26 protein-coding genes are annotated in these 24467 nt (G+C 66.6%); 9 read left to right on the top strand and 17 right to left on the bottom strand.

All coding sequences use genetic code 11. From position 1 onward, the window contains the following. Window positions 1–104: 104 nt before the first annotated feature. From ltaE to AABM56_RS07925, 11 genes are all read right to left on the bottom strand, one after another. Window positions 105–1103, bottom strand: coding sequence for a low-specificity L-threonine aldolase (gene ltaE / locus AABM56_RS07975; RefSeq protein WP_133859550.1), 999 nt, complete (start codon window positions 1101–1103; stop codon window positions 105–107). 11 nt (window positions 1104–1114) lie between these two features. Further along, on the bottom strand, window positions 1115–2122 hold the full coding sequence (gene astE / locus AABM56_RS07970) for a succinylglutamate desuccinylase (RefSeq protein ID WP_133859551.1): 1008 nt from the start codon (window positions 2120–2122) through the stop codon (window positions 1115–1117). A gap of 39 nt (window positions 2123–2161) precedes the next feature. Continuing rightward, complete coding sequence (locus AABM56_RS07965; RefSeq protein WP_133859552.1) at window positions 2162–2458, bottom strand: GTPase; 297 nt, start codon at window positions 2456–2458, stop codon at window positions 2162–2164. 14 nt (window positions 2459–2472) lie between these two features. Beyond that, window positions 2473–3834 (bottom strand): N-succinylarginine dihydrolase, encoded by a 1362-nt coding sequence (gene astB / locus AABM56_RS07960; protein WP_133859553.1) that lies wholly within the window; start codon window positions 3832–3834, stop codon window positions 2473–2475. Next, the gene (gene astD / locus AABM56_RS07955) at window positions 3831–5294 is read right to left on the bottom strand and encodes a succinylglutamate-semialdehyde dehydrogenase (RefSeq protein ID WP_347883998.1); all 1464 of its coding nucleotides are present in this window, start codon (window positions 5292–5294) and stop codon (window positions 3831–3833) included. The genes astB and astD overlap by 4 nt, the downstream gene beginning before the upstream one ends. 9 nt (window positions 5295–5303) lie before the next feature. Next, window positions 5304–6311: an arginine N-succinyltransferase gene (astA, locus tag AABM56_RS07950; RefSeq protein WP_347883997.1), complete on the bottom strand. Its 1008-nt coding sequence runs from the start codon at window positions 6309–6311 to the stop codon at window positions 5304–5306. 26 nt (window positions 6312–6337) lie between these two features. Continuing rightward, on the bottom strand, window positions 6338–7357 hold the full coding sequence (aruF, locus tag AABM56_RS07945; protein WP_347883996.1) for an arginine/ornithine succinyltransferase subunit alpha: 1020 nt from the start codon (window positions 7355–7357) through the stop codon (window positions 6338–6340). Window positions 7358–7419: 62 nt separating this feature from the next. Continuing rightward, window positions 7420–8640 carry an aspartate aminotransferase family protein gene (locus AABM56_RS07940; protein ID WP_347883995.1) on the bottom strand — a complete coding sequence of 407 codons (1221 nt, stop codon included), beginning with the start codon at window positions 8638–8640 and terminating at the stop codon, window positions 7420–7422. Between the two features lie 186 nt (window positions 8641–8826). After that, complete coding sequence (locus AABM56_RS07935; protein ID WP_133859558.1) at window positions 8827–9291, bottom strand: hypothetical protein; 465 nt, start codon at window positions 9289–9291, stop codon at window positions 8827–8829. Window positions 9292–9424: 133 nt separating this feature from the next. Further along, window positions 9425–10072, bottom strand: coding sequence for a pyridoxamine 5'-phosphate oxidase (gene pdxH, locus AABM56_RS07930; RefSeq protein WP_133859559.1), 648 nt, complete (start codon window positions 10070–10072; stop codon window positions 9425–9427). An 80-nt stretch (window positions 10073–10152) separates the two neighbouring features. Next, complete coding sequence (locus AABM56_RS07925; RefSeq protein WP_347883994.1) at window positions 10153–10998, bottom strand: OmpA family protein; 846 nt, start codon at window positions 10996–10998, stop codon at window positions 10153–10155. Window positions 10999–11277: 279 nt separating this feature from the next. On the opposite strand from AABM56_RS07925, the gene AABM56_RS07920 reads away from it, so the two are divergent. Both AABM56_RS07920 and AABM56_RS07915 read left to right on the top strand, forming a co-directional pair. After that, on the top strand, window positions 11278–11697 hold the full coding sequence (locus tag AABM56_RS07920) for a hypothetical protein (RefSeq protein WP_347883993.1): 420 nt from the start codon (window positions 11278–11280) through the stop codon (window positions 11695–11697). Between the two features lie 234 nt (window positions 11698–11931). Next, window positions 11932–12525, top strand: coding sequence for an NYN domain-containing protein (locus AABM56_RS07915; RefSeq protein WP_133859562.1), 594 nt, complete (start codon window positions 11932–11934; stop codon window positions 12523–12525). Window positions 12526–12534: 9 nt separating this feature from the next. Here AABM56_RS07915 and AABM56_RS07910 read toward each other — a convergent pair whose 3' ends face one another. The 4 genes from AABM56_RS07910 to AABM56_RS07895 all read right to left on the bottom strand — a co-directional run bounded on the left by AABM56_RS07910 (window position 12535) and on the right by AABM56_RS07895 (window position 17143). After that, on the bottom strand, window positions 12535–13680 hold the full coding sequence (locus tag AABM56_RS07910; RefSeq protein WP_347884120.1) for a serine hydrolase domain-containing protein: 1146 nt from the start codon (window positions 13678–13680) through the stop codon (window positions 12535–12537). A 172-nt stretch (window positions 13681–13852) separates the two neighbouring features. Continuing rightward, entirely contained in the window at window positions 13853–15997 is a 2145-nt protein-coding gene (dinG, locus tag AABM56_RS07905; RefSeq protein WP_208694648.1) for an ATP-dependent DNA helicase DinG, read from the bottom strand. A gap of 135 nt (window positions 15998–16132) precedes the next feature. Then, window positions 16133–16393 carry a DUF1145 domain-containing protein gene (locus AABM56_RS07900; protein WP_133859564.1) on the bottom strand — a complete coding sequence of 87 codons (261 nt, stop codon included), beginning with the start codon at window positions 16391–16393 and terminating at the stop codon, window positions 16133–16135. 90 nt (window positions 16394–16483) lie between these two features. Then, window positions 16484–17143: an OmpA family protein gene (locus tag AABM56_RS07895; RefSeq protein ID WP_187978869.1), complete on the bottom strand. Its 660-nt coding sequence runs from the start codon at window positions 17141–17143 to the stop codon at window positions 16484–16486. A 135-nt stretch (window positions 17144–17278) separates the two neighbouring features. Here AABM56_RS07895 and AABM56_RS07890 point away from each other — a divergent pair, with 135 nt between their 5' ends. Next, window positions 17279–17776 carry a DUF6231 family protein gene (locus AABM56_RS07890; protein WP_133859566.1) on the top strand — a complete coding sequence of 166 codons (498 nt, stop codon included), beginning with the start codon at window positions 17279–17281 and terminating at the stop codon, window positions 17774–17776. A gap of 1 nt (window position 17777) precedes the next feature. Continuing rightward, window positions 17778–18251, top strand: coding sequence for a YchJ family protein (locus AABM56_RS07885; RefSeq protein ID WP_133859567.1), 474 nt, complete (start codon window positions 17778–17780; stop codon window positions 18249–18251). Window positions 18252–18263: 12 nt separating this feature from the next. Here the strand turns inward: AABM56_RS07885 and AABM56_RS07880 are convergent, their stop codons facing one another. Beyond that, window positions 18264–18824, bottom strand: a complete 561-nt coding sequence (locus AABM56_RS07880; protein ID WP_347883992.1) for a hypothetical protein — start codon at window positions 18822–18824, stop codon at window positions 18264–18266. A 169-nt stretch (window positions 18825–18993) separates the two neighbouring features. Here AABM56_RS07880 and AABM56_RS07875 point away from each other — a divergent pair, with 169 nt between their 5' ends. Together AABM56_RS07875 and AABM56_RS07870 are read left to right on the top strand one after the other, a co-directional pair. Beyond that, window positions 18994–19476, top strand: coding sequence for an LEA type 2 family protein (locus AABM56_RS07875; protein ID WP_133859569.1), 483 nt, complete (start codon window positions 18994–18996; stop codon window positions 19474–19476). Between the two features lies 1 nt (window position 19477). Next, window positions 19478–19675 (top strand): SEC-C metal-binding domain-containing protein, encoded by a 198-nt coding sequence (locus tag AABM56_RS07870; RefSeq protein WP_007159125.1) that lies wholly within the window; start codon window positions 19478–19480, stop codon window positions 19673–19675. A gap of 121 nt (window positions 19676–19796) precedes the next feature. Here AABM56_RS07870 and AABM56_RS07865 read toward each other — a convergent pair whose 3' ends face one another. Then, window positions 19797–21290, bottom strand: coding sequence for a RimK family protein (locus AABM56_RS07865; protein ID WP_133859570.1), 1494 nt, complete (start codon window positions 21288–21290; stop codon window positions 19797–19799). A gap of 139 nt (window positions 21291–21429) precedes the next feature. On the opposite strand from AABM56_RS07865, the gene AABM56_RS07860 reads away from it, so the two are divergent. The 3 genes from AABM56_RS07860 (at window position 21430) to yghU (ending at window position 24437) form a co-directional block, all read left to right on the top strand. Next, window positions 21430–22524: a GNAT family N-acetyltransferase/peptidase C39 family protein gene (locus tag AABM56_RS07860; protein ID WP_347883991.1), complete on the top strand. Its 1095-nt coding sequence runs from the start codon at window positions 21430–21432 to the stop codon at window positions 22522–22524. 64 nt (window positions 22525–22588) lie between these two features. Continuing rightward, on the top strand, window positions 22589–23491 hold the full coding sequence (locus tag AABM56_RS07855; RefSeq protein ID WP_027596884.1) for an AraC family transcriptional regulator: 903 nt from the start codon (window positions 22589–22591) through the stop codon (window positions 23489–23491). Window positions 23492–23603: 112 nt separating this feature from the next. Continuing rightward, window positions 23604–24437 carry a glutathione-dependent disulfide-bond oxidoreductase gene (gene yghU / locus AABM56_RS07850; RefSeq protein WP_347883989.1) on the top strand — a complete coding sequence of 278 codons (834 nt, stop codon included), beginning with the start codon at window positions 23604–23606 and terminating at the stop codon, window positions 24435–24437. The last annotated feature ends 30 nt before the right edge of the window (window positions 24438–24467 follow it).

Here is a 24467-nt window from a genome sequence, read left to right as displayed (position 1 = left end):
GCAGACGCGGCACGTGCGGAAAACGGACACGCATGTCTGGGAGTATATCGACGCCCGCGCCCCGGTGTCGCCCCGGTTGCGCAGGAAAAACGTCGTCGGAAGACTTAGCGGCGGCGGTAGGCGGAGAAAGCGGCGATGACCGCCTCGATATCGGCGGCGCTGACGTCCAGATGGGTGACCAGCCGCAGGCGTGCTGCCGGACTGATGCGGATGCCACGCTCGGCCAGGAAGGCATGCAGGGCGGGCGCCTCGTCGCCCAGGGCGAGATAGACCATGTTGGTCTGCACCGGCTCCACCTGATAGCCGAGCTCGGCCAGGGCGGTGCCGAGTTGCGCCGCGTGGGCGTGATCCTCGGCCAGCCGCTCGACCTGGTGATCGAGGACATGCAGACCGGCGGCCGCGAGGATGCCGGCCTGGCGCATGCCACCGCCCACCACCTTGCGCCAGCGCCGCGCCTTGGCGATGAGCGCGGCATCACCGCAGAGCACCGAACCCACCGGTGCGCCGAGGCCCTTGGACAGGCAGACCGACACCGAGTCGAAATGCTGGCTGATCTCGCGCACCGGTACGCCGAGCTTGACCGCGGCGTTGTACAGCCGCGCGCCATCCAGGTGCAGGGCCAGGCCGTGCTCCCGGGTGAAGGCCCGCGCCGCCGCTAGATAGGCCAGCGGCAGGACCTTGCCGTGCATGGTGTTTTCCAGCGCCAGCAGCCGGGTGCGGGCGAAATGGAAGTCTTCGGCCTTGATGTAGCTGCGCACCAGGTCGAGGTCGAGACTGCCGTCGGCGGCCATCTCGATGGGCTGCGGCTGGATGGAGCCGAGCACCGCGGCGCCGCCGCCCTCGTACTTGTAGGTGTGGGCCTGCTGGCCGACCAGGTATTCGTCGCCCCGCTCGCAGTGCGCCAGCAGGCCGAGCAGGTTGCTCATGGTGCCGCTGGGCACGAAGAGTCCGGCTTCCAGACCGAGATCGCCTGCCAGACGTTGCTCCAGGCGGGTGACCGTGGGGTCTTCGCCGTAGACGTCATCGCCGAGCTCGGCGGCCAGCATGGCCTGGCGCATGGCCGGCGTGGGCTGGGTGACGGTGTCGCTGCGCAGATCGATCAAGCGTTAGCTCCTTATGCCGGGACCACGATGAGTCCGGCCCGCAGGCCGACGGCGACCTTGGGATTGGGGAAGATGATGCGCGCCTCGGCCTCGTCGACGATCCAGCGCTCGCTGCCGTCTTCGGCCAGCAGCGAACCCTGGCGCAGCGGCGAGAAGTTGGCCACGTCGTCGGCCAGGTGCAACTGGAAGCGCGGACTGGACTTGTACACCTGGCGCGCCACACGGAATCTCAGCAACGAGGAATCCGGTGGCGGCAGCTCGGCTTCGCGGCCCTCGACCAGGGCTTCCAGCAGCAGGCGCAGGCGACTCAGGTCGAGTTCGCTGTTCTCGCCGAAGGGCCGTGCCTGGCCCAGCTCCAGGGTCAGGGCCTCGGCCTGGCATTCGGCGTAGGTATAGGCGCTGAAGGTGATGCCCGGCTTGTCGTAGAGCAGCACGGCCTCGATGCCGGCGGCTTCGAGGCGCTGCAGCTCGGCTTCCGAATGCTCGCGCCCGGCGCTCCAGGGATAGAGGGCGAAGCGCGGCAGCGCCGAGGCGCGCAGCGCGGTGTGCAGGTCGTAGTGCAGGCGCGCCCGATCGGGCTTGCTGAAGAACTGCGCGGACAGGCGTTCCAGGTCGTTGGCGCGTTGCGCCTCGGAGCCTTCGGCCTGGGCATGGCGGCCATTGAAGAGGCGATTCAGATCCTGCTCGACATAGCGGGTGCCCCGGCGCATGGCGTCGGGATTGCCGTACATGAACAGCAGACGGCAGGCGGGGCGCAGGGCGCCGCTGGCGATGCCGCTGAGCAACGCGTCGAGCAGCTCCATGGGCGCCGTCTCGTTGCCATGGATACCCGCGGAGAGCAGCAGGTCCATGCGGTTGTCGCGCGCCACCGGCGGGGTGACTTCCAGCACGCCTTCGGTCAGCCAGTGGAGACGGGTGCCGTCGGCAGTCAGTTGAATCTTCTCGGTCGGCTCGCGGCCGGCCAGGGTCAGGTCCAGCAGGCGGCCAAGCGCCAACCGATAACGTTCAGATGCAGCCATGCTCTACTCCGCTGAGCGACGTGTCGTCGGGCTAGATACTCAATGATCGTGGCCGCAACCGCAATCGGCGTCATGCACATGATTCTCATCGCCTTCGTCGGCGAAGGTCTCCAGGGCGATGGACAGGCCCAGGGCATTGAGGGCCTGGGGACGCAGCACCAGGACCGGGGTCTGCTCCTCATCATCCTGGGAGTCGGCGAAGATGTTGAGACCGCCGCTGCCATCGGCTTCCAGCCAGAGGTCGCGACCGGCCAGGCGGATGGCCAGGCGCTGGACCTGCAGCGTCTGCTGCTCGTCGGCGGTGGGTTCGAGGATGAGATCGAGAAGGTGGCTCATGGGGGCTCCGGAGGTCAGGGCAATTGAAAGGGATAGACCGAGCCGAGGCCCAGCAACTGGGTCAACTCGTCGAGGGCGGTGCGGACCTCGCCCAGCAACTGGGGATCGGCGAGATCCGCAGGTGTCAGGCGGTCGCGGTAGTGGCGATCCACCCAGCCGAGCAGTTGAGCGTGCAGCGCCGGGGTGAAGCGCACCCCCGGATTCACCGCGGCCAGCTCGTCGGCGGTGAGCGCCACGCGCAGGCGCAGGCAGGCGGGGCCACCGCCGTTCTGCATGCTCTGCTTGAGATCGAAGACCTTGACCTCATCCAGCGGGCCTGCGCTGCCGACCTGGGCCTGCAGATAGTCCCAGACCAGCGGATTCTGTCGGCACTCGTCGGGCACCACCAGCAATGCGCCCTGCCCCGGTCGATCCAGCAGCTGGCTGTTGAACAGATAGGAGCGCACGGCGTCGCCGACGCTGATCTCGCTGCGCCGCACGCAGAGGCGCTGCAAGGTGGCGCCGCGTCGGGCGAGCTTGGCTTGCAATTCGTCGAGTACGTGGTCGCTGTCGAGGAAGGCGTCTTCATGATGGAACAGCACCTGGGCATTGCCCACCGAGATGACGTCGTTGTGGAAGACGCCCTGGTCCACCACCGCCGGATTCTGCTGGGCGAACACCACGCCCTCCTCGCTCAGGCCATGCAGGCGGGCGATGGCCTGGGAGGCTTCCAGGGTCTGCCGGGCCGGATAGCGATGGGGCTCGGGATAGCGCGGATCGAAGGCGCTGCGACCGAAGACGAAGAATTCCACGCCCGGGGCGCCGTGGTCGCGACTGAAGCGGGTGTGGTTGGCCGCGCCCTCGTCGCCGAACTGGGCCACCGAGGGCAGCGGCGCATGGTGCTGGAAATGCGCGGGATCGCGAAACATCGCCTGGAGGATACGCGCCGTGGTGCTGGGTTCGAGGCTGCGGTGGAACTTGCAGGCCAGGTTGGCCGGGGTGAAATGCACGCGGCCGTCGCGGGTGTCGGCGCTGGGGCTGACGGTGGCGGCGTTGGCCGTCCACATGGCCGAGGCGGAACTGGCGGAGAGCAGCAGCGGCAAGGCTTCGCGCGCCGCACCCTCCAGCACCTGGGCATCGCTGCCGGCGAACCCGAGGCGGCGCAGCGAGGCGATGTCGGGTCTTTCGTGAGGGGCCAGCACACCCTGCTCGAAACCCAGCTCCATCAGCGCCTGCATCTTGGCCAGGCCCTGGCGCGCGGCCTCGCGTGGATTCGAGCACTGCTGCTTGCTGGCCTGGGAGGCCACGTTGCCGTAGGACAGGCCGGCATAGTTGTGGGTCGGACCGACCAGGCCGTCGAAATTGACCTCCCGCGCGGCTGGGGCGAGTTGACTCATAGCTGTAGTCCTGGAGGCAGTTGGCTAGGCAGGGTCAGGGCGTCGCTTTCCAGCGAGGCGACCGGGAAGGCGCAGTAGTCCGCGGCGTAATAGGCGCTGGGTCGATGATTGCCCGAGGCACCGACGCCGCCGAAGGGGGCGGCACTGGCCGCCCCGGTCAGGGGCCGATTCCAGTTGACGATGCCGGCGCGCACCCCTTGCCAGAAGCGTTCGTAGAGGGCCGAATCGTCGGCCAGCAGGCCGGCCGCCAGGCCAAAGCGAGTGGCGTTGGCAAGCGCCAGCGCCTCGTCGAAGTCGCCATAGCGCTGGACCTGCAACAGCGGCCCGAAGACCTCTTCATCGGGCAGGTCAGCGATCCCCGACACCTCGATGATCCCCGGCGTGAGCAACGCTCGCTGGGGCTCCGGCTGCCGCAACTCCAGCAGTGCCCGGCCACCCTGCGCCAGGCGTTGGGCCTGGGTCTGCAGCAGGGCCTGGGCAGCGGCAAGAGAGATGACGGTGCCCATGAAGGGCGCCGGATCGGCGTCGAAGGGACCGGTGCTGAGCCCGGCACTGACACTCACCAGGCGCGCCAGCAGGGCATCGCCCCAGGCCCCCTGGGGTACCAGCAGGCGACGGGCACAGGTGCAACGCTGCCCGGCGGAGAGGAACGCCGACTGGACGATGGTCACCACGGCGGCGTCCAGATCGGCCACCGGCGCCACCACCAGGGGATTGTTGCCGCCCATCTCCAGCGCCAGCAGTCGCTGCGGACGGTCCGCGTTGAGACGATGCAGCGCCGCACCAGTGGCGCTGGAGCCGGTGAAGAGGATGCCGTCCAGGCCCGGATGCGCGGCCAGGGCCTCGCCGGTGGTCCGACCGCCCTGCACGAGATTGAGCACCCCGGCCGGCAGCCCGGCGGCGATCCAGCATTCCAGGGTCAGGGCGGCGAAACGCGGCGTCAGCTCGCTGGGCTTGAACACCACCGTGTTGCCAGCCAGCAGCGCCGGGACGATATGGCCATTGGGCAGATGGCCGGGGAAATTGTAGGGACCGAAGACCGCCAGGACGCCGTGCGGTCGATGGCGCGTGACGCTGCGGGCGTCCGCCACGCTAGCCGAACGCTCGCCGCTACGGGCCGCTTCGGCCTGGGCCGAGATGGCCACCTTGGCGATCATGCTGCCGAGCTCGGTATCGGCCTCCCACAGCGGTTTGCCGGTTTCCTCGGCCAAGGCCCGGGTCAGCTCGGAGCGGCGTTGTTGCAGCGCCTGGGCGAAGGCCTGCAGGATCTCCAGGCGCGCGGCCTGGCCGCGCCTTTCCCAGGCGGGAAAGGCCTGGCGTGCCGCGGCGATCGCCTGGTCGACGTCCGCTGCGTCCGCGGCCGCGCCCTGCCACAGCGAGGTACCGGCGTAGGGGTCGAGCGAGGTGAAGGTCTCGCCGCGCCCGGGGCGCCACTGACCAGCGATATAGAGGCTATCCATGAGCGCTCCTCAGGGCATCAGGCGCACGGCGCGCACCTGGGCGCCGGCCATCAGCCGCAGTTCGCGGGCGGTGGCCAGATCGACCACCAGGGTGCCGGACGCCAGGCGCGCGCGAGCGCTGGTGATGCGGCAGTCCTGGCATTTGCGGTTGTGGATCAGATAGACCTCGGCATCGTCGCCCGGCGTGCCGACCGCCAGTACCAGGCGCTGGCTGTCGCGGATCGCGCGCACCTTGGCGGTCTCGGCCTCCACGGTCGGACCCGCATCGAAGATGTCGACATAGCCCTGGTAGTTGAAGCCCTCGGCCTCCAGCAGGCGGCGCGCGGCCTCGGTATCCGGGTGCACCCGGCCGATCACCTGGCGCGCTTCCGGCGACAGGAAGCAGGTGTACAGCGGAAAGCGCGGCATCAGCTCGGCGATGAAGCCGCGATTGCCGATGCCGGTGAGATAGTCCGCCTGGGAGAATTCCATCTTGAAGAAGTGCCGGCCCAGGGCTTCCCAGAAGGGTGACCGGCCCTGGTCATCGGACATGCCGCGCAATTCGGCGATGATGCGCTCGGCGAACAACTCGCGGAATTCGGCGATGAACAGGAAGCGGGACTTGGACAGCAGGCGCCCGGACGCACCACCGCGCCGATCGGCGCGCAGGAACAGCGAGCAGAGTTCGGAGCTGCCGGTCATGTCGTTGGCCAGGAATAGCGTGGGGATTTGCCGGTGGATGTCCAGCTCGCGCGAGGCGCTCACCGTCAGGCCGACCCGGTAGTTGTACCAGGGCTCACGCAGGCCCAGGGCGGCGGCGATCCCGGCGATGCCGATGACTTCGTCGTCCTCTTCCAGGACGAACAGATAGTCCGCATCGGCGGATCCGACCTGACGCAGAAAGCTGCGCTCGGCATTTTCCACCCGCTGCCCCAGGCGTTCTTCACTGGCCGGCAGGGTGGTGAGACCGGCGCCGGCCGCCTGCGCCAGCTGCAGCAGCGCGGGCACATCGGCACGGGTGACGGGACGGACGATCATCGGACCTCCAAAGACGCTAGGGTCGGCTACAGCACTACCAGACGAACCCGGTCGCCTTCGGCGATCTCCAGGGTGGCGATCTGCTCGGGGGAAAGGACGACGGCTTCGCCAGGCGTCCAGCGCAGCGGCGTGGCCAGCGCCCGGAAATTTTCCAGGCCGTCATTGGCGACCAGGAACCAGGGTGCCTCGTCGCCGGCCGGGGTACCTTCGCTCACTGGTGCCAGGCGGCTCTCGGCGATGGAGCGGATGGCCGTGGTGCGGGCGTGCAGGGTCGGACCGCCATCGAAGATGTCGATGTAGTTGTCGGTCTCGAAGCCTTCACGGCTAAGGATGTCGAAGGTGATCTGGGCACGGGGATGCACCTGGCCCATGGCTTCCTGGGCGCTGTCGGGCAGCAGGGGCACGTAGAGAGGATAGGTCGGCATCAGTTCGGCCAGAAAGGTACGACTCTTCTGCCCGGACAGGCGCTCGGCGGCGGCGTAGTCCATGTCGAAGAAGTTGCGCCCTACCCCGTTCCAGAACGGCGATTCGCCGTCGTCGTCCGCCAGCCCGACGATTTCCACCACCACCGTCTCGGCAAAGCGCGCCGGGTGGGCGGCCATGAACAGCAGGCGGGCGCGGGAATTGAGTTCGGCGTGGGGAGTGTCGAGCAGCGGACGCTGAACGTAGAAGCTGCTCAGCACGCTGTTGCCGGTCAGGTCGTGACAGAGCGACAGCACATGGACCTTGTTGTGGATCTTCAGCTCGCGCGAGGCGTGGATGAAGGTCTCGTTGCGAAAGCTGTAGAAGGGCTCGGAGAATCCGGCCGAGGCGACGATGGCCGAACAGCCCAGCAGCTCGCCGCTGCGGGTGTCTTCGAGCACGAAGAAATAGCTCTCCTCGCCATGGAAGCCCACCTCGGCCGCCAGCGATGACTCCGAGGTGCGGATCTTGTCGCGCAACCGCTCGGGGTTGTCGGGCAGCGAGGTGACGCCAACCGGGCTATCCGCGGCGAGCCGCTGGACCAGGGGCAGATCCGCCGCGCGCGCAGGGCGCATTACCAGCATGAGAACTCCTTGTGTACGGATCCATCCCTGGATGCCAGCGGTACGCGTCCCGCGTCCGGAGATTAGCCTTGGGTGAGGCGCGCCAGGGCGCGATCCAGGCGGGCCAGGCCTTCGTCGATATCGGTGTCGGCGATGATCAAGCTTGGCGCCATGCGCAGCACGTCCGGGCCGGCCTGCAGGATCATCAGGCCTTCCTCGTTGGCGGCGGTGACGATGTCCTTGGCGCGCCCCTTCCAGTTGTCGTTGAGCACCGCGCCGATCAGCAGGCCCAGGCCGCGGATCTGCTGGAACAGGTGGTAGCGGGCGTTGAGCTGCTCCAGACCGGCGACAAAGCGCTGATGGCGCGCGGCAACCCCGGCCAGGGTTTCCGGGGTGGCGACGATGTCCAGCAGCGCGGCGCCGACGGCGCAGCCCAGCGGGTTGCCACCATAGGTGCTGCCGTGCACGCCGGCGCTGAAGTGCTGGGCGACCTTCTCGGTGGTCAGCATGGCTGCCAGCGGGAAACCGCCGCCGATGCTCTTGGCGGTGGTGAGGATGTCCGGCACCACGCCATAGTGCTGGTAGGCGTAGAGATGACCGCTGCGACCGACCCCGCTCTGCACCTCGTCGAAGATCAGCAGGGCGCCATGGGCGTCGCACAGGCGACGGGCGCCTTCCAGGTAGGCCTGGTCGGCCGGCAGCACGCCGCCCTCGCCCTGGATGGGTTCGAGGATGACCGCGCAGGTCTTGTCCGAAACCACGGCCTCGAGGGCGGCCAGGTCGTTGTAGGGCACGTGGCGGATGCCTTCGATCTTGGGACCGAAGCCATCGGAATACTTCGGCTGCCCGCCGACGCTGACGGTGAACAGGGTTCGGCCGTGGAAGCTGTTGGTGGCGGCGACGATCTCGTAGCGACTGCCGCCGCTGACGTCGTGACCATAGCGACGGGCCAGCTTGCAGGCCGCCTCGTTGGCTTCGGCGCCGGAGTTGGCGAAGAACACCCGGTCGGCGAAGGTATGGTCCACCAGCTTGCGTGCCAGCCGCAGGGCAGGCTCGTTGGTGTAGATGTTGGATACATGCCAGAGCTTGCCGGCCTGCTCGGTCAGGGCCTTGATCAGCGCGGGATGGCCATGGCCCAGGGCACTGACGGCGATGCCGCCGGCGAAGTCGACGTATTCGCGATCGGCCTGATCCCAGACGCGGGAACCCTCTCCTCGCACCGGAATGAACGCGGCGGGGGCGTAGGTCGGGACCATCACCTCATCGAAGGCGGCGCGTTGCACATTGGGTTGAGAAGCGGACATCGGGATTTCTCCTGCCGATCACGGCGGTGACTGAGGGGGATTGTAGGACGACCTCCAGGCGCGGCATTGCGCCCAGGCGACAACTATTTACGGGCGAAAACGCAAACGGGCGTCCGACTCGCAGTCTAGCGATTCGGACACCCGCTCTGGAAGGGCAAGGACGTACCTTCGGGTACGTCCGGAAGATCAGTTGGGCGCGACGCGGCTGGTGCCGTTGACGGTCATGATGCGCACCCGCTCGCCAACGCGGAACATCTCGCCCTTGTTGACCGCCTGCACATAGGCGCGGGAGCCGCCGTCATCTTCCTTCACGGTGATCTCGACACCGCTGGCCTTGGTGAAGCCTTCTTCGGTGGCCGCACCCAGCAGGCCGCCGGCTACCGCGCCGATGATGGCGGTGACGAAGCTGCCACGCCCGCCGCCAATGGCGCTACCGCCAATGCCACCGACCACGGCACCGGCACCGGCGCCGACGGGCGACTTGGTGCCCTCGATGGTGACCGGACGCAGGGCGGTGATGGTACCGGTACGGACCGTCTGCACCTGCCGGGCCTCATCACGCGAATAGACATCGCCGGACTGATCGGAGGCGCAGCCGGCCAGCAGGGCGACGGCGGTCAGGGAAGCGGCGAGCTGAAGGACTCTGTTCATGGGGCAACTCCAGGGGCAGTTGAAAGACACTGGTCGTACCGGGCAGCGGTACGGGCGCAGATCGCTATTATCCTTGACCCAGGGCGTCCGGGGAGGTTTCCGGCGACTGTAATCTCGGCACCTTGCGAACGCCTTAAGGAGCCAGGCGCTGGCGCTGCCAGCCACCCTCTACGCGCTGGTAATCCAGCCGATCGTGGAGGCGGCTGGAGCGCCCCTGCCAGAATTCGATGCGCTGGGGCTTGAGGCGATAGCCACCCCAGAACGGCGGCCGGCTGGGATCACCGTCGGCGAAGCGCTGCTGCACCTCGGCCAGACGCTGCTCCAGCTCGTGACGATCGGCGATGGCCTGGCTCTGCGGCGAGGCCCAGGCACCCAGGCGACTGCCCAGTGGACGGACCCGGTAGTAGGCATCGGATTCCTCGGCGGACACCTGTTCCACCCGGCCCTCGATCCGAACCTGGCGCTCCAGTGCCGGCCAGAAGAAGGTCATGGCCGCCCGCGGTTGCGCGGCCATCTGCTGCCCCTTGGCGCTGTCGTAATTGGTATAGAAGACGAAGCCCTGGGCATCGACGCCCTTGAGCAACAGCACGCGGCAGTGGGGCTGGCCTTCGTCATCGACGGTGGCCAGCCAGCAGGCATTGGCTTCGACCGGAGGCTGCTCGGTACGCACCGCCTCTTCGAACCACTGCCCGAACAGGGCATAGGGATCGGCGGGCGCCTGGGCTTCGGTCAGGCCGTCGCGGGTGTAGTCGCGACGCATATCGGCGAGGGACGGTGACATGGAAGTCTCCTGCTAGGTCGGTATCGACCTAGCTTAACCAAGTCCCGCCCGGCTCGCCTGCTTCAGGACAAGCTTTGTAGCTAGCGCGCCGCCAGCGATTGCAGGCTGGCCAGCACGGTGGCGCGTGGCTGGATCAGTACCTCGACGCGGCGGTTGACGGCACGACCGGCGGCGGTGGTGTTGTCGGCACGCGGATGAGCGGCGGCCAGACCGCGCACGATCAGGCGATTGCCGCTGTAGCCGCTGAGACGGAAGATCGCCGCCACGGCCTGGGCGCGTTGCAGGCTGATCTTGTCGTTGAGCGCGGCGGCGCCGGTGCTGTCGCTGAAGCCGAGCACGATGACGGCGCTGTCTTCATCCACGCTCACCGACTTGGCCGAGCGGGACAGCGGGCCGAGCATCACCGGCAGCAGCATCTCGGCGCGATCCGGGTTGAAGGAGCTGTCCACCGGCGTGATCAGTACCAGGGCGTCGTCGCGACGCTCGACCTTGACATTGCTGCCGGCCACGGCGACGCGCAGCTTCTGCTCGTGTTCATCCAGCCAGGCCTTGCTGACCTTGACCGGTACCGGCTTGAGGACTTCCGCCTTGGCCAGGGGCTTCACGTCTTCGCTGCCGAAGGGCCACCACCAGCGACTGCCCTTCTCGCCTGCCGCGGCGGCCTGTTCGGACTTGGCGGCGGGCGCCTTCGCCGTGACCTTGGCTTCGGCCTTGGGCTCGGCCGCCTTGGCGACCGGCTTGGCCGGCGCGGCCGCCTGGTCGCCACCACCGAACGGCCACCACCAGTGGCTGCCGCTGGCGGCGGTGCTGGCCTGGGCATTGCCCGGCGTGGCAGGCGCGGCGGCCTGGTCGCCAGTGCCCTGGAAGGAGCTGCAGGCGGATACGCCCATGCAGAGAATGAGGGTGGTGGATTTGATCAGCTTCATGCAAAGTTTCCCATCGGCGAGCCGGAGGACAGAGTGAATCAATGCCCCAGCCAGAGCCGGCGGCATGAGTGAACTTAAAGTAGTTTCGAGATTGTGGCCGCAAACCTACGCCGGGCAAAGCGGTGGAGTCACGAAATTTGCGTCCGTGCCGACCAGTGGCAGTGCCACGGGCAGCGAGCGAAGGAAAATCCAGGCGAACCGCCGCCAGGGCGCTGCTGATAGGTTGGCGGCGAGCGGAGATTCTGTTCAAGGCATGGCTACTCGCCAGGAGGCTAGCGCATGGAAGGACTCATCGATGTCGCGACCCTGGAGCGTCTGGCCGCCAGCGCCGCAGCCATTACCCGGGATTGTCGCTGTCTGCGGCGGGATCTGGCGGGATGGGCGGCCTGGCCGGTGGGCTACCGGGAAACGGAGTTCGCGCAGATCGGCACCCTGGCGCGCTACGAGCCCGAAGACGCCATCATCGCGGAGTACCACCCGGCGGGTACGCACTACTGGTCCGCTGACGCCCCCATCGCGCTCCGCTTCTATCCCTACAACCAGAGCACGGTATGGCGGTGCCTGGGCTGCGAGCGTCTTTACCTGCGGCATGATGACGATGGCGCCTACCACGTGGCGCCGCGTATTCGCCTGCTGCAGAGCGCCCTGATCATCGATGCCCCCCATGCCAATGACGGGCGTGAAGCCGCGGCGACCTGACCACCGGCCTCCAGCGCCAGCGACCTGGCAGGGGTCGATCAGCCGGTCGGCTTTCGCCGTCCAGGGCCACTTTCGCGCCCGGGCGGACGCTCTAGATCGCGGCGTTTGCAATCCCCTCTCGTTACCTGAGGCGCAAACCGGGAATTAAGCCCACAATAGGCGCCGCGTATCCCGCGTATCCCGCGTGCGGGTGTGCGCCCATCAACGGTAAAAAAACCTGGTCCCAGCAATACGATGGCAACTACAACTCGAACGGGCGTCGCCTGGTTTGTCGACGGTGCCTATGCCCTGAGCGCCTGGAATGGTTCGGTCTATGGCGCGAAATTCGACTATCTCAAGCTACGGCTCTTCATTGAAGAGGATGCAGGCGAACCCATAGGCGACGCCTACTACTTCAACTGCGATAGCGACCCACCCACCATCGCCCAGACCGGCTTCAACAAGTTCTTGAGCTCGGCCCCACCGAAGGGCGCCGGTCTGAGGGTCAAGCTGTACTGGCTGCAGAGCAAGGCCCACGAATGGCCTGCCTCCGTGGGTGGCGGACCGATCCTGCATCCGGTAACCGGCGAGCAGTACACCACCAAGAGCCAGAAGGGTGTCGACGTCGGCCTGGCCTTCAATCTGATGCGCTCCCATGCCAAGCGCGGCTGGAAGAAGCTCTACCTGGTGGCGGGCGACGGCGATTTCCACGAGGTGGTGCAATACCTGGTGGAAAACGAAGGGGTCGAGGTCACGGTGATCGGCGCGCACTTCTCCATCAGCGGCGAGATCGCGCCCTATGTCCGGGTGATCGAATTCAAGGACATCGAGGCGGCCATCGCCCGCTAGCCGACCGCCCTAGAGGCACTCCCCCACCGCCCGCGCCAAGGCCTGGGCGCGTGGGTCCATCAGCACGTAGGGCCCCAGGGTATTGGTGACGAAGCCGAAGGCCACCTCGCGTTCCGGATCGGCGAAGCCGGTCGAGCCACCCGCCCCCGGATGACCGAAGGCCTGGGGGCCGAGGCCATAGGTGGCATTGGCCTGGTCCGGCTGGTCGAGCATGAAGCCCAGGCCGAAGCGCGTCGGCGTGAGCAAGGTCCGGTCCTCACCTTGACTGTGCTCCACCAGAGCCTCGCTCAAGGTCTCCCATTCCAGCAAATCGCCGGCCAGCAGGCCGGCATAGAAGCCTGCCAGGCTGCGTGCATGGCCGTGGCCGTTGGCCGCCGGCTGCTGGAAGCGGCGCCATTCGGCCTTGTTGGTGCTGGTGAGCACCCCGGATGGATTGCCAAAGGCCAGGGTCGGCAGGGCCACGGGGTCACTCAGGGTGGTCTTGAGCAGGCGCTGCGCGGCGGCATCGCCCAGCACGCCCTTGCCCCGCACGATATGGGCGACGCGCTCGTCTTCGCTGGCCGGCAGGCCGATGTGAAAATCCAGATCCAGGCGCCCGGCGGTCCGGGCCACGATGGCGTCGCCCGGGCCACGTCCGTCGGCGCGACGGATCAGTTCGCCCAGCAGCCAGCCAAAGGTGATGGGGGCATAGCCATGGGCGGCGCCGGGCGTCCACCAGGGTGCCTCGGCGGCAACCGCGGCGGTCATGGTGTCCCAGTCGTACAGGGCGTTACCCGCGAGGCGTTCGCGCAAGGCGGAGACGCCGGATCTGTGGCTGAGCAGCTGTCGCAGCGTAATGTCGGCCTTGCCGGCGGCGGCGAATTCCGGCCAGCGTTCGGCAACCGGGGCATCGAGGACCAGCTTGCCCTCCTCCACCAGCTGCAGTGCCGCCACCGCGGTGAAGGCCTTGGTGCAGGAGAACAGATTGAGCAGGGTATCGGTGTGCCAGGGCATCTGACCTTCCTTGTCGGCCAAGCCGCCCCAGAGATCCAGCACCGTTTCACCGCCGACCTGGACGCACAGCGCCGCACCGCGGGTCTGGCCAGCGGCCAACAACTCGGCGAAGGCCTCGCGGACGGATTCGAATCTCAGGTCGTGATAGCCGTGGACGGTCATGGGGATTTCCTTGCTGTGGTTCTTCGGTATCGCGGCCATGGGCCGCTCCTACAAGGTCCGATGTGTCTGTAGGAGCAGCCGCTTCGGCGGACCGCCATGGCCGCGATAAGGCAGTTGCACGTAATGTCACCTAGAAGCGGCCGCAACAGCGGACCGCCATGGCCGCAATCTCTTACTGGATTTCCCGCCGGAACGGCGGCAGCGCATTGAGGATGGCCTTGCCGTAGCGCTGGGTCACCAGACGGCGATCCAGCAGCGAGATGGTGCCGCTGTCCTGCTCGGTGCGCAGCAGCCGACCGCAGGCCTGGATCAGCCGCAAGGAAGCGTCGGGCACGGCGATCTCCATGAAGGGATTGCCGCCGCGCGCCTCGATCCACTCGGCCAGGGCGGCTTCAACCGGATCGTCGGGTACGGCGAAGGGAATCTTGGCGATGACCACATGCTCGCAATAGGCGCCGGGCAGGTCGACCCCCTCGGCGAAGCTGGCCAGGCCGAACAGCACGCTGGCCTCGCCATCGTCGACACGCTTCTTGTGCTTGTTCAGGGTCTCCTGCTTGGACAGGTTGCCCTGGATGAGCACCCGCTTGCGCCAGTCCCGTTCCAGGCCGTCGAAGACGTCCTGCATCTGCCGCCGCGAGGAAAACAGCACCAAGGCGCCACGCGCGCCTTCGAGCATCGCCGGCAATTCGCGGACGATGGCCGCGGTGTGCTCGGCGGCGTTGCGCGGATCGGCCTTGAGATCGGGTACCCGCAGCACCCCGGCCTCGGCGTGACGGAACGGACTGGGCACCACGGCGGTGGCCGCCGAGCGCGGCAGGCCGGATCTCATGCGAAAGCGGTCGAAGGTGCCCAGGGCGGTCAGGGTCGCCGAAGTCACCAGGGCGCCGAAGGCGACATTCCACAGGTGACGGCGCAGCATCTCGGCGGCGAGGATGGGGCTGGCATTGACCTCGATGTCGTACAGCGAACCCGTTTCAGCAAGGGTCATCCAGCGCGCCATGGGCGGGCTGTCTTCCGGGTCTTCGCAGGTAAAGGCCGTCCACAACTCCCAGTTGCCCTGGGCGCGCGCCAGCAGACTACCGAACAGCGGATACCACTCCTCGGCCTGGTAGCTGGCGAGGCCAATGCTGGATTCGCCGTCCATGGCCTGCTTGAGCATCTCGGTCAGGCGGGTGAAGAGGTCGGTAAGCTTGGCGAAGCCTTTCTTGAGTTCGATGCCCATCTCGCGCAGGTCTTCGGGGATCACCCCGCCAACGAATCTGTGCCGCGGCCGCTCGCGGCCTTCCATGTCCTCGCCCGCGCGAAAATCCGCCAGGGCTTCGCAGGCAGTGAACATGAACTGCTGCTGGGTGCGGATCTCCCGCGCCAGCTCCGGCACCTGCTCGACCAGGCGACCGAGATCACCCGGCAACGGATGCTGGGCCAGCAGCTTGGTGAGATTCTTGGCGATCTGCTCCAGCCACTCGGCGGTGGATCTCAGCCGGGTGAAATGGGCAAAGTGGCCGATGGCCTTGTCCGGCAGGTGGTGGCCTTCGTCGAACACATAAAGGGTGTCGCGGGGATCGGGCAGGATGGCGCCGCCACCCAGGGCCAGGTCGGCCAGTACCAGGTCATGGTTGGTGACGATGACATCGACCTTGGTCATGCCTTCGCGCGCCCGGTAGAAGGCGCACTGCTGGAAATTCGGGCAGTGACGATTGGTGCACTGGCTATGGTCGGTGGTGATGCGCGACCACTGGACGTCCTCGATGGCCTCCGGCCAGCTGTCACGATCACCGTCCCAGCGATTGCCGGCCAGGCGCTCGATCATCTTGCCGAACAGTTCGTTGGACGCCTCGTCCACATCGATCTTGAAGCCATCCTCGGCGAACAGCTGGGCGGTGGCGTTCTGCGCCTGACCCTCCTGCAGCAGCATGTCCAGCTTGGACAGGCACAGGTAACGCCCCCGGCCCTTGGCCAGCGCGAAGCTGAAGGACAGTCCGCTGTTGCGCAGGATGTCCGGCAGGTCCTTGTGCACGATCTGCTCCTGCAGCGCCACCGTCGCCGTGGCGATCACCAGCCGCTTGCCGGCCGCCTTGGCCACGGGAATGGCGGCCAGGGCATAGGCCACGGTCTTGCCGGTACCGGTACCCGCCTCCACCGCCACTACGGCGGGCTCGCCTTCGCGATGGCCCTCCTCGTCCTGGGCGATGCCACCCAGGCCCTTGGCGGTCTCCGCGATCATCAGGCGCTGGCCATAGCGTGGCTTGAGCGACTTGGCTTCGAGGAAACGCGTGTAGGCGCCCTGGATCTGGGTCTTGAGTTCGGTGCTGAGCATGCCTGGTTCCGGGCGATGGCAAAGCAGCGCCCCGTCCGGCGGACGAGCGCTGTATGCATCTACAGTAATGGATCTTGGGCGCTATGATAACGCGCCTGTCGTCAGGATGCGCCCGACGTTGAGGTCGCAGGCCGTTCAGGCGCCCGGCAGCTGGGGCGGCAGCCGATGAAAGGCGCCGAAGATCAGCAGGCTCAGACGATCGAGCCAGGGATGGCGGCGCAGGCGCAGGGCACGACGGCTGGCGAAGACTTCACCCAGGTGCAGCAGCAGCAGGGCCAGGGCGACCAGGGCGAGCAATTGGGGGAACGGGCGAGCGAGAGGCAGGGCGACAGCGGCGGCTGCGGCGAGCCAGAACAGCAGGAGGAGGACTTTGCCGGTGAGGGACAGGGTTTTCATGGATTCCAGCAGGAGGACGAGATGGATCGGACCATAACGCCTGGAGCCGGAAAAAGTAAAGGCGGCGGACCTAGGTCCGCCGCCGATGCATCACTCGCGGTCGATCTGGATTTCGACGCGGCGGTTGGTGGCACGGCCTTCAGCGGTCTCGTTGGTGGCGATCGGCTGACGCTCGCCCATGCCTTTCACGGAGACGATGCTGGCTGCCGGCACACCGGCCTGGACCAGGTAGTTGCTGACCGACTTGGCGCGACGCTCGGACAGACGCTGGTTGTAGGCGTCGGTACCCTTGCTGTCGGTATGGCCGGTGATCGACAGACGAGTGCTGGCGGCTTCGCCACGCAGACGACCGGCGATACCGTCGAGCTGAGCACGATCCTGCGGACTGACTTCGGCGGAATCGAAGGCGAAGTGCAGATCACGCGCGGTGATCACTTCCTGCTTCGGCAGCGGTGCCGGCGCGGGAGCCGGTGCGGGCGCCGGAGCCGGGGCCGGAGCGGGCTCCATGCGGGCGACCTGCTCATTGCCCTTGCCGTGCACCCAGCAATAGGCGCCAGCGGTGGTACCTATGCCCAGGGCCGCCATGCCGGCGACGTTACCGCTCTGGGTAGCGCCGGCCGCACCGCCGACCAGGGCGCCGACCGCAGCGCACACCGGCCAATCGGATTTCTGTACGCCGCCCGCGCAACCGGCCAGCACGGTGCTTGCCAGGATGAGGGGTAAAGCTGTCCTTGCGATGCTCTTGCTCATGAAGGGTCTCCTATAGACCAGGTACCGCGAGTTAGGCTCGTCTTTCGTTGTAGTGCGCTGTCAGACTAATGGTGGCGTACACATCTTGACAACGCTGGTTGCTTAGTCAATCGCGATTTGATTAGGGTTCCCTTAATGGCAAACATATTCTCGTCCCGTACCCCGCAACAGGCTCTGGCAAGCCTGCTCGACCATCATCGGCCGGCACGGCTGCTCTGCGTGGCGCGCGAGCCGCTACCGGCGCTGCAGGCCTATGCCGGGGCCCATCCCCACTGCCAGCTGGTGCAGGCCGCGGTCCCTCTGGACGAGCCGAGCCTACTGGCCGAACGCTACGATCTGGTGATCCTCGCCGATTGCCTGGAGCATCTGCCACTGCGAACGGGCCGCGAATTGCTCGGCGGCCTGCGCAACCTCAATACCTCGCGCCTGGCCGTGCTGGTGGACCTGGCCGCCAGCGAATGGCAACTGACGGATTTCTACGCCCTGGCCCTGCAGGCCAGCGAGCGCTTCGCCCGGGACGGCCAGGTGGTCACCCTGTTCAGCTATGATCTGCACGACTACAAGCAGGTCCCGGACTGGCTCAATGCCCGGTTCTGGGCCAATCCGCAGAATTTCGGCAAGTACTGGTGGTGAGATGCATTCCATGGCCCCCTGCCCCTGTGGCTCGGACCTGTCGCTCGGTGACTGTTGCGGCGCCTTTCATGTCGGCACGCCGGCGCCCGATGCCGAGCGCCTGATGCGTTCGCGCTACAGCGCCTATGTGCTGGGGCTGATCGACTATCTGGTGGCCACCACAGCCCCCGCGCAGCAGGCGCTGCTGGACAGGGAAGCCTTGACGGCCTGGAGTCTGGGCAGTCGCTGGCAGGGGTTGCAGGTACTGGAGCATCACCCCGAGCCCGGCGACCCTGACCATGCGCGGGTCAGCTTCGTGGCGCGCTGGGAGGATGGGCGCGGCGCTCATCGCCATGAAGAGCGCTCGGGTTTCGTCCAGCGCGAGGGGCGCTGGTACTTTCTCGATCCGACCGCCAGGCCGTTGCCGGGTCGCAACGACGCCTGCCTGTGCGGCAGCGGCGCCAAGTTCAAGAAGTGCTGCGCCGGCTTCCTGTAACGCCGGCTACGCTTATTCCCTGACCAGCGTCAGGTGATCGGTATCCGGCACCGCCACAGGTAGCGCCTCGGACGCCGGCCCCAGATCGCTGCCCACCGGGGCCAGGGTCAGGTGCGACAGATCGACCCGCGGCGGCGCCATTGGCGCGGCCTCATCCTGCAGATCGGCGCCGACCGGTGCCAGGCCGAAATCCGGCGCCTGGACATCGACGAAGGCGGCCATCACGGCATCCCGGGGCGCGACCGACAGCGACCCGCGCTCGGCGGCAGACGCCACGGTGGTCGCGGTGGCGGCTGGCTCCCGCGCCTCGACGGGCGCCGCAGTCGGCTCGCTCGTCTCGGCCATGGGCACCACCTCGACCCGCGCTCCGGCCTGGGCCAGGGTGGCGCGATAGCGCTCGGCGGTGGCGGCGTCGAGGCGATTCTTGATGATCATGCGGCGACCGGAGAAGAGCACGGCGATGCGCTGTTCATCCGCCTGAAACAGCCGCATCAGATTCTGTCGGGTCTGCTGCGCATCGGCGCCAGCGACCAGCTCGCCCTGGAAGGCGATTTCATAGAGCACGGCGGACATGACGACCTCCTCGGTCACGGCAAGAGCTGCAGGATGCAACGTCGCGCCGGAGTGGTCCAGCCCGCACGGTCGCCTGGCCCAGGCGTTTTTTTGTTAGCCTGTGCCGAAGCGGCCCCGACTTGTGCAGCAATCGGTGCTTGTTAAACTGCGCAGAAAACGGGAGTGCCGCATGCTTCGCCAGGCCTTGTTCATCACCCTGCTCGGCGTCCTGCTGAGCAGCCTTGGCGGTTGTACCTACTTCGGGCGCAACTATGAGGAGCCCCAGGTCGAACTGACCGGCGTGGAGCTGATCCGCGCACGGCTGTGGAGCCAGGACTTCGTGCTGCACTTCCGCGTCCAGAATCCCAACGACAGCACCCTGCCCGTGCGCAACCTGGCCTATACGGTCTACCTGAACGATCTGCTGCTGTCCCAGGGCACCGCCAACCTGCATTCGTCGGTCCCAGCCAATGGTCAGCGCAGCTTCTCGGTGCCAGTGCAGACCAATCTGTGGCGCTACGTGAAGGACGTCGGTCGCATGCTGGAAGACCCCAACCAGCCGATCAACTATCGGTTGCGCGGTCGGGTCAAGACCGGCTGGCTGTTCGGACGGAGTGTCCATTTTTCTCGCCAGGGGCAGTTCGTGCCTGGCGCCTACATCCCGGAGTTATGAGATGAACCAACACGTTCACGGTCCCGATTGCAATCACGACCATGACCACGATCATGGCCATGCGCATCATGTGCATGGACCGCACTGCAATCATGGCCCGGCCCAGGAGCCGGTGCGCAATCCGCTGAAGGAAGTGGGTCGCAACGATCCCTGCCCCTGCGGCAGCGAGAAAAAATTCAAGAAGTGCCACGGCGCCTGAGCCCGTTTCCGTAGGTTGGGCTGAGGCGGCTCTACCGTCGAAGCCCAACATAGCGGAGTCAGCCTGGACTGTTGGGCTTCGCTCCGCTCAACCCAACCTACCCCTCCGCGACCCTGGCGCGTTACCAGGGCTGTCCGCCGCGCTGCGACTCCAGCCGCCGGATGAATTCCTCCAGCACCAGGGCGTAGAGATCGTCCTTGAGCACCAGGTCCTCGACCCCGCAATCGATGTTGGGATTGTCGTTGACCTCGATCACCGCCAGCTTGTCGCCCGCCTGCTTGAGGTCCACGCCATAGAGACCATCGCCGATCAGGTTGGCGGTGCGCACCGCCAGCTCGACCACCGCATGGGGCGCGTCCTGCACCGCCAGGGTACGGAAATCGCCGCTGACCTCGGTGGCGCTGGCGCTGTGGTCGTAGATCTGCCAGTGCCCCTTGGACATGAAGTACTGGCAGGCGAAGATCGGCTCCTGGTTGAGCACGCCGATGCGCCAGTCGTATTCGGTGTAGAAGAACTCTTGGGCCAGCAGCAGCACCGAGCGCTCGAAGAGTTCGGCGCTGGCCTTGCGCAGCTGCGCCGCGTCCTCGACCTTGATGACGCCGCGGGAAAAGGAGCCGTCGGGGATCTTCAGCACCAGCGGGAAACCCAGGCGCTCGCCGAGGCCTTCGAGTTGACCGGGATTGTCCTTGTAGAGAATCTCGGTCGCCGGCATGTCCAGCTTGTGGCCGCGCAGGAGGTCCGCCAGGTAGACCTTGTTGGTGCATCTGAGGATGGAGCGTGGATCGTCCATCACCACCAGGCCCTCGCTTTCGGCCTTCTTGGCGAAGCGATAGGTGTGGTGGTCGATGGCGGTGGTCTCGCGGATGAACAGGGCGTCGAATTCACCCAACCGTGCGTAATCCTTTTTTTCGATCAGCTCCACGTCCAGCCCCAGGTGCTTGCCGACGCGCACGAAATTCTTCAGCGCCTTGGCATCTGACGGCGGAAAGGCTTCCTTGGGGTCGTGCAGGATGGCCAGGTCGAAACGGTATTTTTCGCGCCGCCCCGGCTTGAGCCAGACGCGGCGACTGAAGCCGTCGAGGGCGTTGGCGAATTGATCTTCCTGCTGTTCGTGCAGCTTGTGGATGCTGCCCAGCTTGAGGCCGCCGATGTGCCAGCCCGCGCGGTCGCGGCGGAATTCCACCAGCAGCAGTGGACAGGGAAAGGCCTCGAACACCTGGCGCGCCAGATCCTGCAGGGGCGCGATGTCGGTATTGCCGAAATAGAGCGTGAGGGTGAAGCCGTCGGCGCTGGCGTAGGGATGGCCGGCCAGCGCCTTGGTCAGCAGCTTGTCCAGGTCCTCCAGCGCCAGGCCATAGAGCGACTTGCGCGCCAGTTCGCTGATGGTACGCACCGAGGGGATGACCTTGTGCCCCCGGGCTTCGGCGAGCAGCGAGCAGTAGTAGCCGTGGCCGAGGTACTTCTGGCTGCGGCAGAGGTTGATCACCTGCACGCGTTTGCCATTGTCCTGTTCGTTGGATTGCTCCAGGTATTCCTGGGCGGTGATGACGTCTTCGCTGGGATAGTAGGACGACCAGTCTTCCTTGCGTTCCACGACGATATACAGCTTGCTCACTGGACCTCCTGATTGCGGGGCGTGGTCCCGGCGGAAACCCGGATGCCGCCGGACCACTCCAACTGTTGTAACGCGGGTGCTATTAACCGTTGCTTAACCATGCCAGGCTGCCCGCTCTGCTCCAGGAGAATCCTTCGCGATGAGTTTCACACTCAGGTCCGCCGGGCTGGACGATCTGGCGGCGCTGGTCGATCTGGAAGCGCGCTGCTTCAGCTATGACCGCCTTTCCCGGCGCAATTTCCACTACATGCTCACCCGGGCGAACGCCGTGCTGATCCTGGCGGAGAACGATCGCCAGGTGGCGGGCTACGCCCTGGTGCTGTTCCACCAGAACACCTCGCTGGCGCGTCTCTATTCGATCGCCGTCGATCCCGAGGCACGCGGCCATCGCCTGGGCCAGCGCCTGCTGGAGGCTGCCGAAGCCGAAGCGGTGGAGCGCGATTGCGCCTACCTGCGCCTGGAAGTCCGGCCGGACAATGCAACCGCCATCGCCCTCTATGAACGCAACGGCTATCTGCCCTTCGCCATGGTGGAGGACTACTACGAGGATCACAGCCAGGCGCTGCGCTTCGAGAAGCGCATCCGCCAGCCGCGCGAAGGCCAGGCCCGTCCGGTGCCCTTCTATCGCCAGACCACCGACTTCACCTGCGGTCCGGCCAGCCTGCTGATGGCCATGGGCGCCTTGCAGCCCGGCCGGCCGCTGGAGCGGCGCGAGGAACTGCGGCTGTGGCGCGAAGCCACCACCATCTACATGACCGCCGGGCACGGCGGCTGCGGCCCCCACGGCCTGGCCCTGGCCGCGCTGCGCCGGGGCTTCAGGGTCACGCTGCAGGTCAATACCCGGGGCCCTCTGTTCCTCGACGGCGTGCGCAGCGAAGAAAAGAAGGAAGTCATGCGCCTGGTGCACGAGGACTTCAGCGCCGAGATCAAGCAGTCGCCCATCGAGCGCCTCTACCGGACGCGCCTGGACATCGCCCACTGGGTCAACCAGGGCGCCTTTCCGCTGGTGCTGATCAGCTCCTTCCGGCTGACCAAGGCCAAGGGACCGCACTGGGTGCTGGTCACCGACTGTGACGAGGACTTCGTCTACCTGCATGATCCCGATGTCGACCACAGCCAGCACCGCCGCGAACTGGATTGCCAGCACATCCCGGTGTCCCACGCCGAGTTCGACAAGATGAGTCGCTTCGGCCGTGGCAAGCTGCGCGCGGCGGTGATCCTGCGGGTGGGCTGATGCGGGGTTGCGCGCCAGGGCGAACAGGGCCAGGATCAGGACCACCTCGATTGGCGGGTCGCCCATGAGTCAGTCCCTGCGCAAGCGCAATCCTTCCTATGAGTTGATGGAAGACCTGAGCGGTCACTCGGTGATCTATCGGGAGCATGGCTTTCCCTGCCCGCTGGTGCGCTGGCATTTCCACAAGGAATACGAGCTGCACCTGATCGTGGCCAGTTCGGGGACCGCCTTCATCGGCGACTACATCGGCAACTTCTACCCGGGCAGCCTGTTCCTTACCGGTCCGCACCTGCCGCACAACTGGATCAGCCGCGTCGCCGAGGGCGAGGTGGTGGCCAAGCGCGACATGCTGGTCAACTTCACCAACGAGACGGTGGACAACGCCACGGCGGTGTTTCCCGAACTCAGCGGCCTGGCGCCGCTGCTGGAGCGCGCCCGCTACGGCATCGAATTCCAGGATCCGCAGCTGATCGCCCGCGCCGAGGCACTGCTGCAACAGATTTCGGAGAGCGGCGGCGCCACCCGACTCGGCCATTTCCTGGTGCTGATGGAGGCGCTGGCCACCTCGGAGCGCTATCAGCTGCTGTCGGGCAGCGTCGAGCCGGCCACGGCCAGCGAACAGGCGGTGGATCGCACCAACCGGGCGCTGAATTTCATCTTCGATCACTACCAGCGTGATTTCACCCAGGAAGAAGTGGCCGAGCACCTGGGCATGACACCGACCTATTTCTCGCGTTTCTTCCGCCAGGCCACGGGTCGCACCTTCGTCGAATTCGTCAACAGCCTGCGCATCAGTAAGGCCTGCGAGATGCTCTCCCACAGCAGCATGCCGGTCACCGACATCTGCTTCGAGGCCGGCTTCAACAACATCTCCAACTTTAATCGACGCTTCCACCAGCTCAAGGGCATGACCCCGCGCCAGTACCGCACCCTGACGGTACAGCGCCTGACCGAACAGAACGCCTGAGCGGCGATCCTGGATCCGGTTTGTTGCCAGCGTGAGCACCATTGAACAGACCTGGCGCAAAGTTCGGTTATGATCGAACTACCCATCCGTGCCGACCGAGGACAGAGCCATCATGAGCGAACCCTACACGCCCCCACCCGTCTGGACCCCCACCACCTCCGGCGGCAACTTCGCCAGCATCAACCGCCCCATCGCCGGGCCGACCCACGACAGGGAACTGCCGGTCGGCGAGCATCCCTTCCAGCTGTATTCGCTGGGCACGCCCAACGGCATGAAGGTGACCATCCTGCTGGAGGAATTGCTGGCGGCCGGACATGGCGACGCCGAATACGATGCTTGGCTGATCCGCATCAGCGAGGGCGAGCAATTTTCCAGCGGCTTCGTCGAGATCAATCCGAATTCCAAGATCCCGGCCCTGGTGGATCGTCGCGGCGCCGAGCCGCTGCGCGTCTTCGAGTCCGGCGCCATCCTGCTCTATCTCGCCGGCAGCTTTGGCGCCTTCATCCCGAAGGATCACGCCGGTCGCACCGAGACGCTGAACTGGCTGTTCTGGCAGATGGGCTCGGCGCCCTTCCTCGGCGGCGGCTTCGGGCATTTCTATGCCTATGCGCCGGAAAAGCTCGAATACCCCATCAACCGCTACGCCATGGAAGCCAAGCGCCAACTCGATGTGCTCGACCGCCTGCTGGCCGAGCGCAGCTACGTGGCCGGCGAGGACTACGGCATCGCCGACATCGCCATCTGGAGCTGGTACGGCAACCTGGTGCTGGGCCAGTTGTACAACGCCGCGGAATTCCTCGCGGTGCAGGACTATACCCACGTGCAGCGCTGGGCCCAGGCCATCGCCGCCCGGCCGGCGGTGCAGCGCGGTCGGCGGGTCAATCGCACCTGGGGTGAACCCGGCGAGCAGGTGGCCGAGCGGCATTCGGCGGCCGACCTGGATTGACGCGGGGTAGACGTCAGCGGAGCCGTTGGG

The organism is Pseudomonas aestiva, from assembly GCF_039908605.1.
GTDB lineage: Bacteria > Pseudomonadota > Gammaproteobacteria > Pseudomonadales > Pseudomonadaceae > Chryseomonas > Chryseomonas aestiva.
This window is presented reverse-complemented; position numbering and strand designations above follow the sequence as displayed.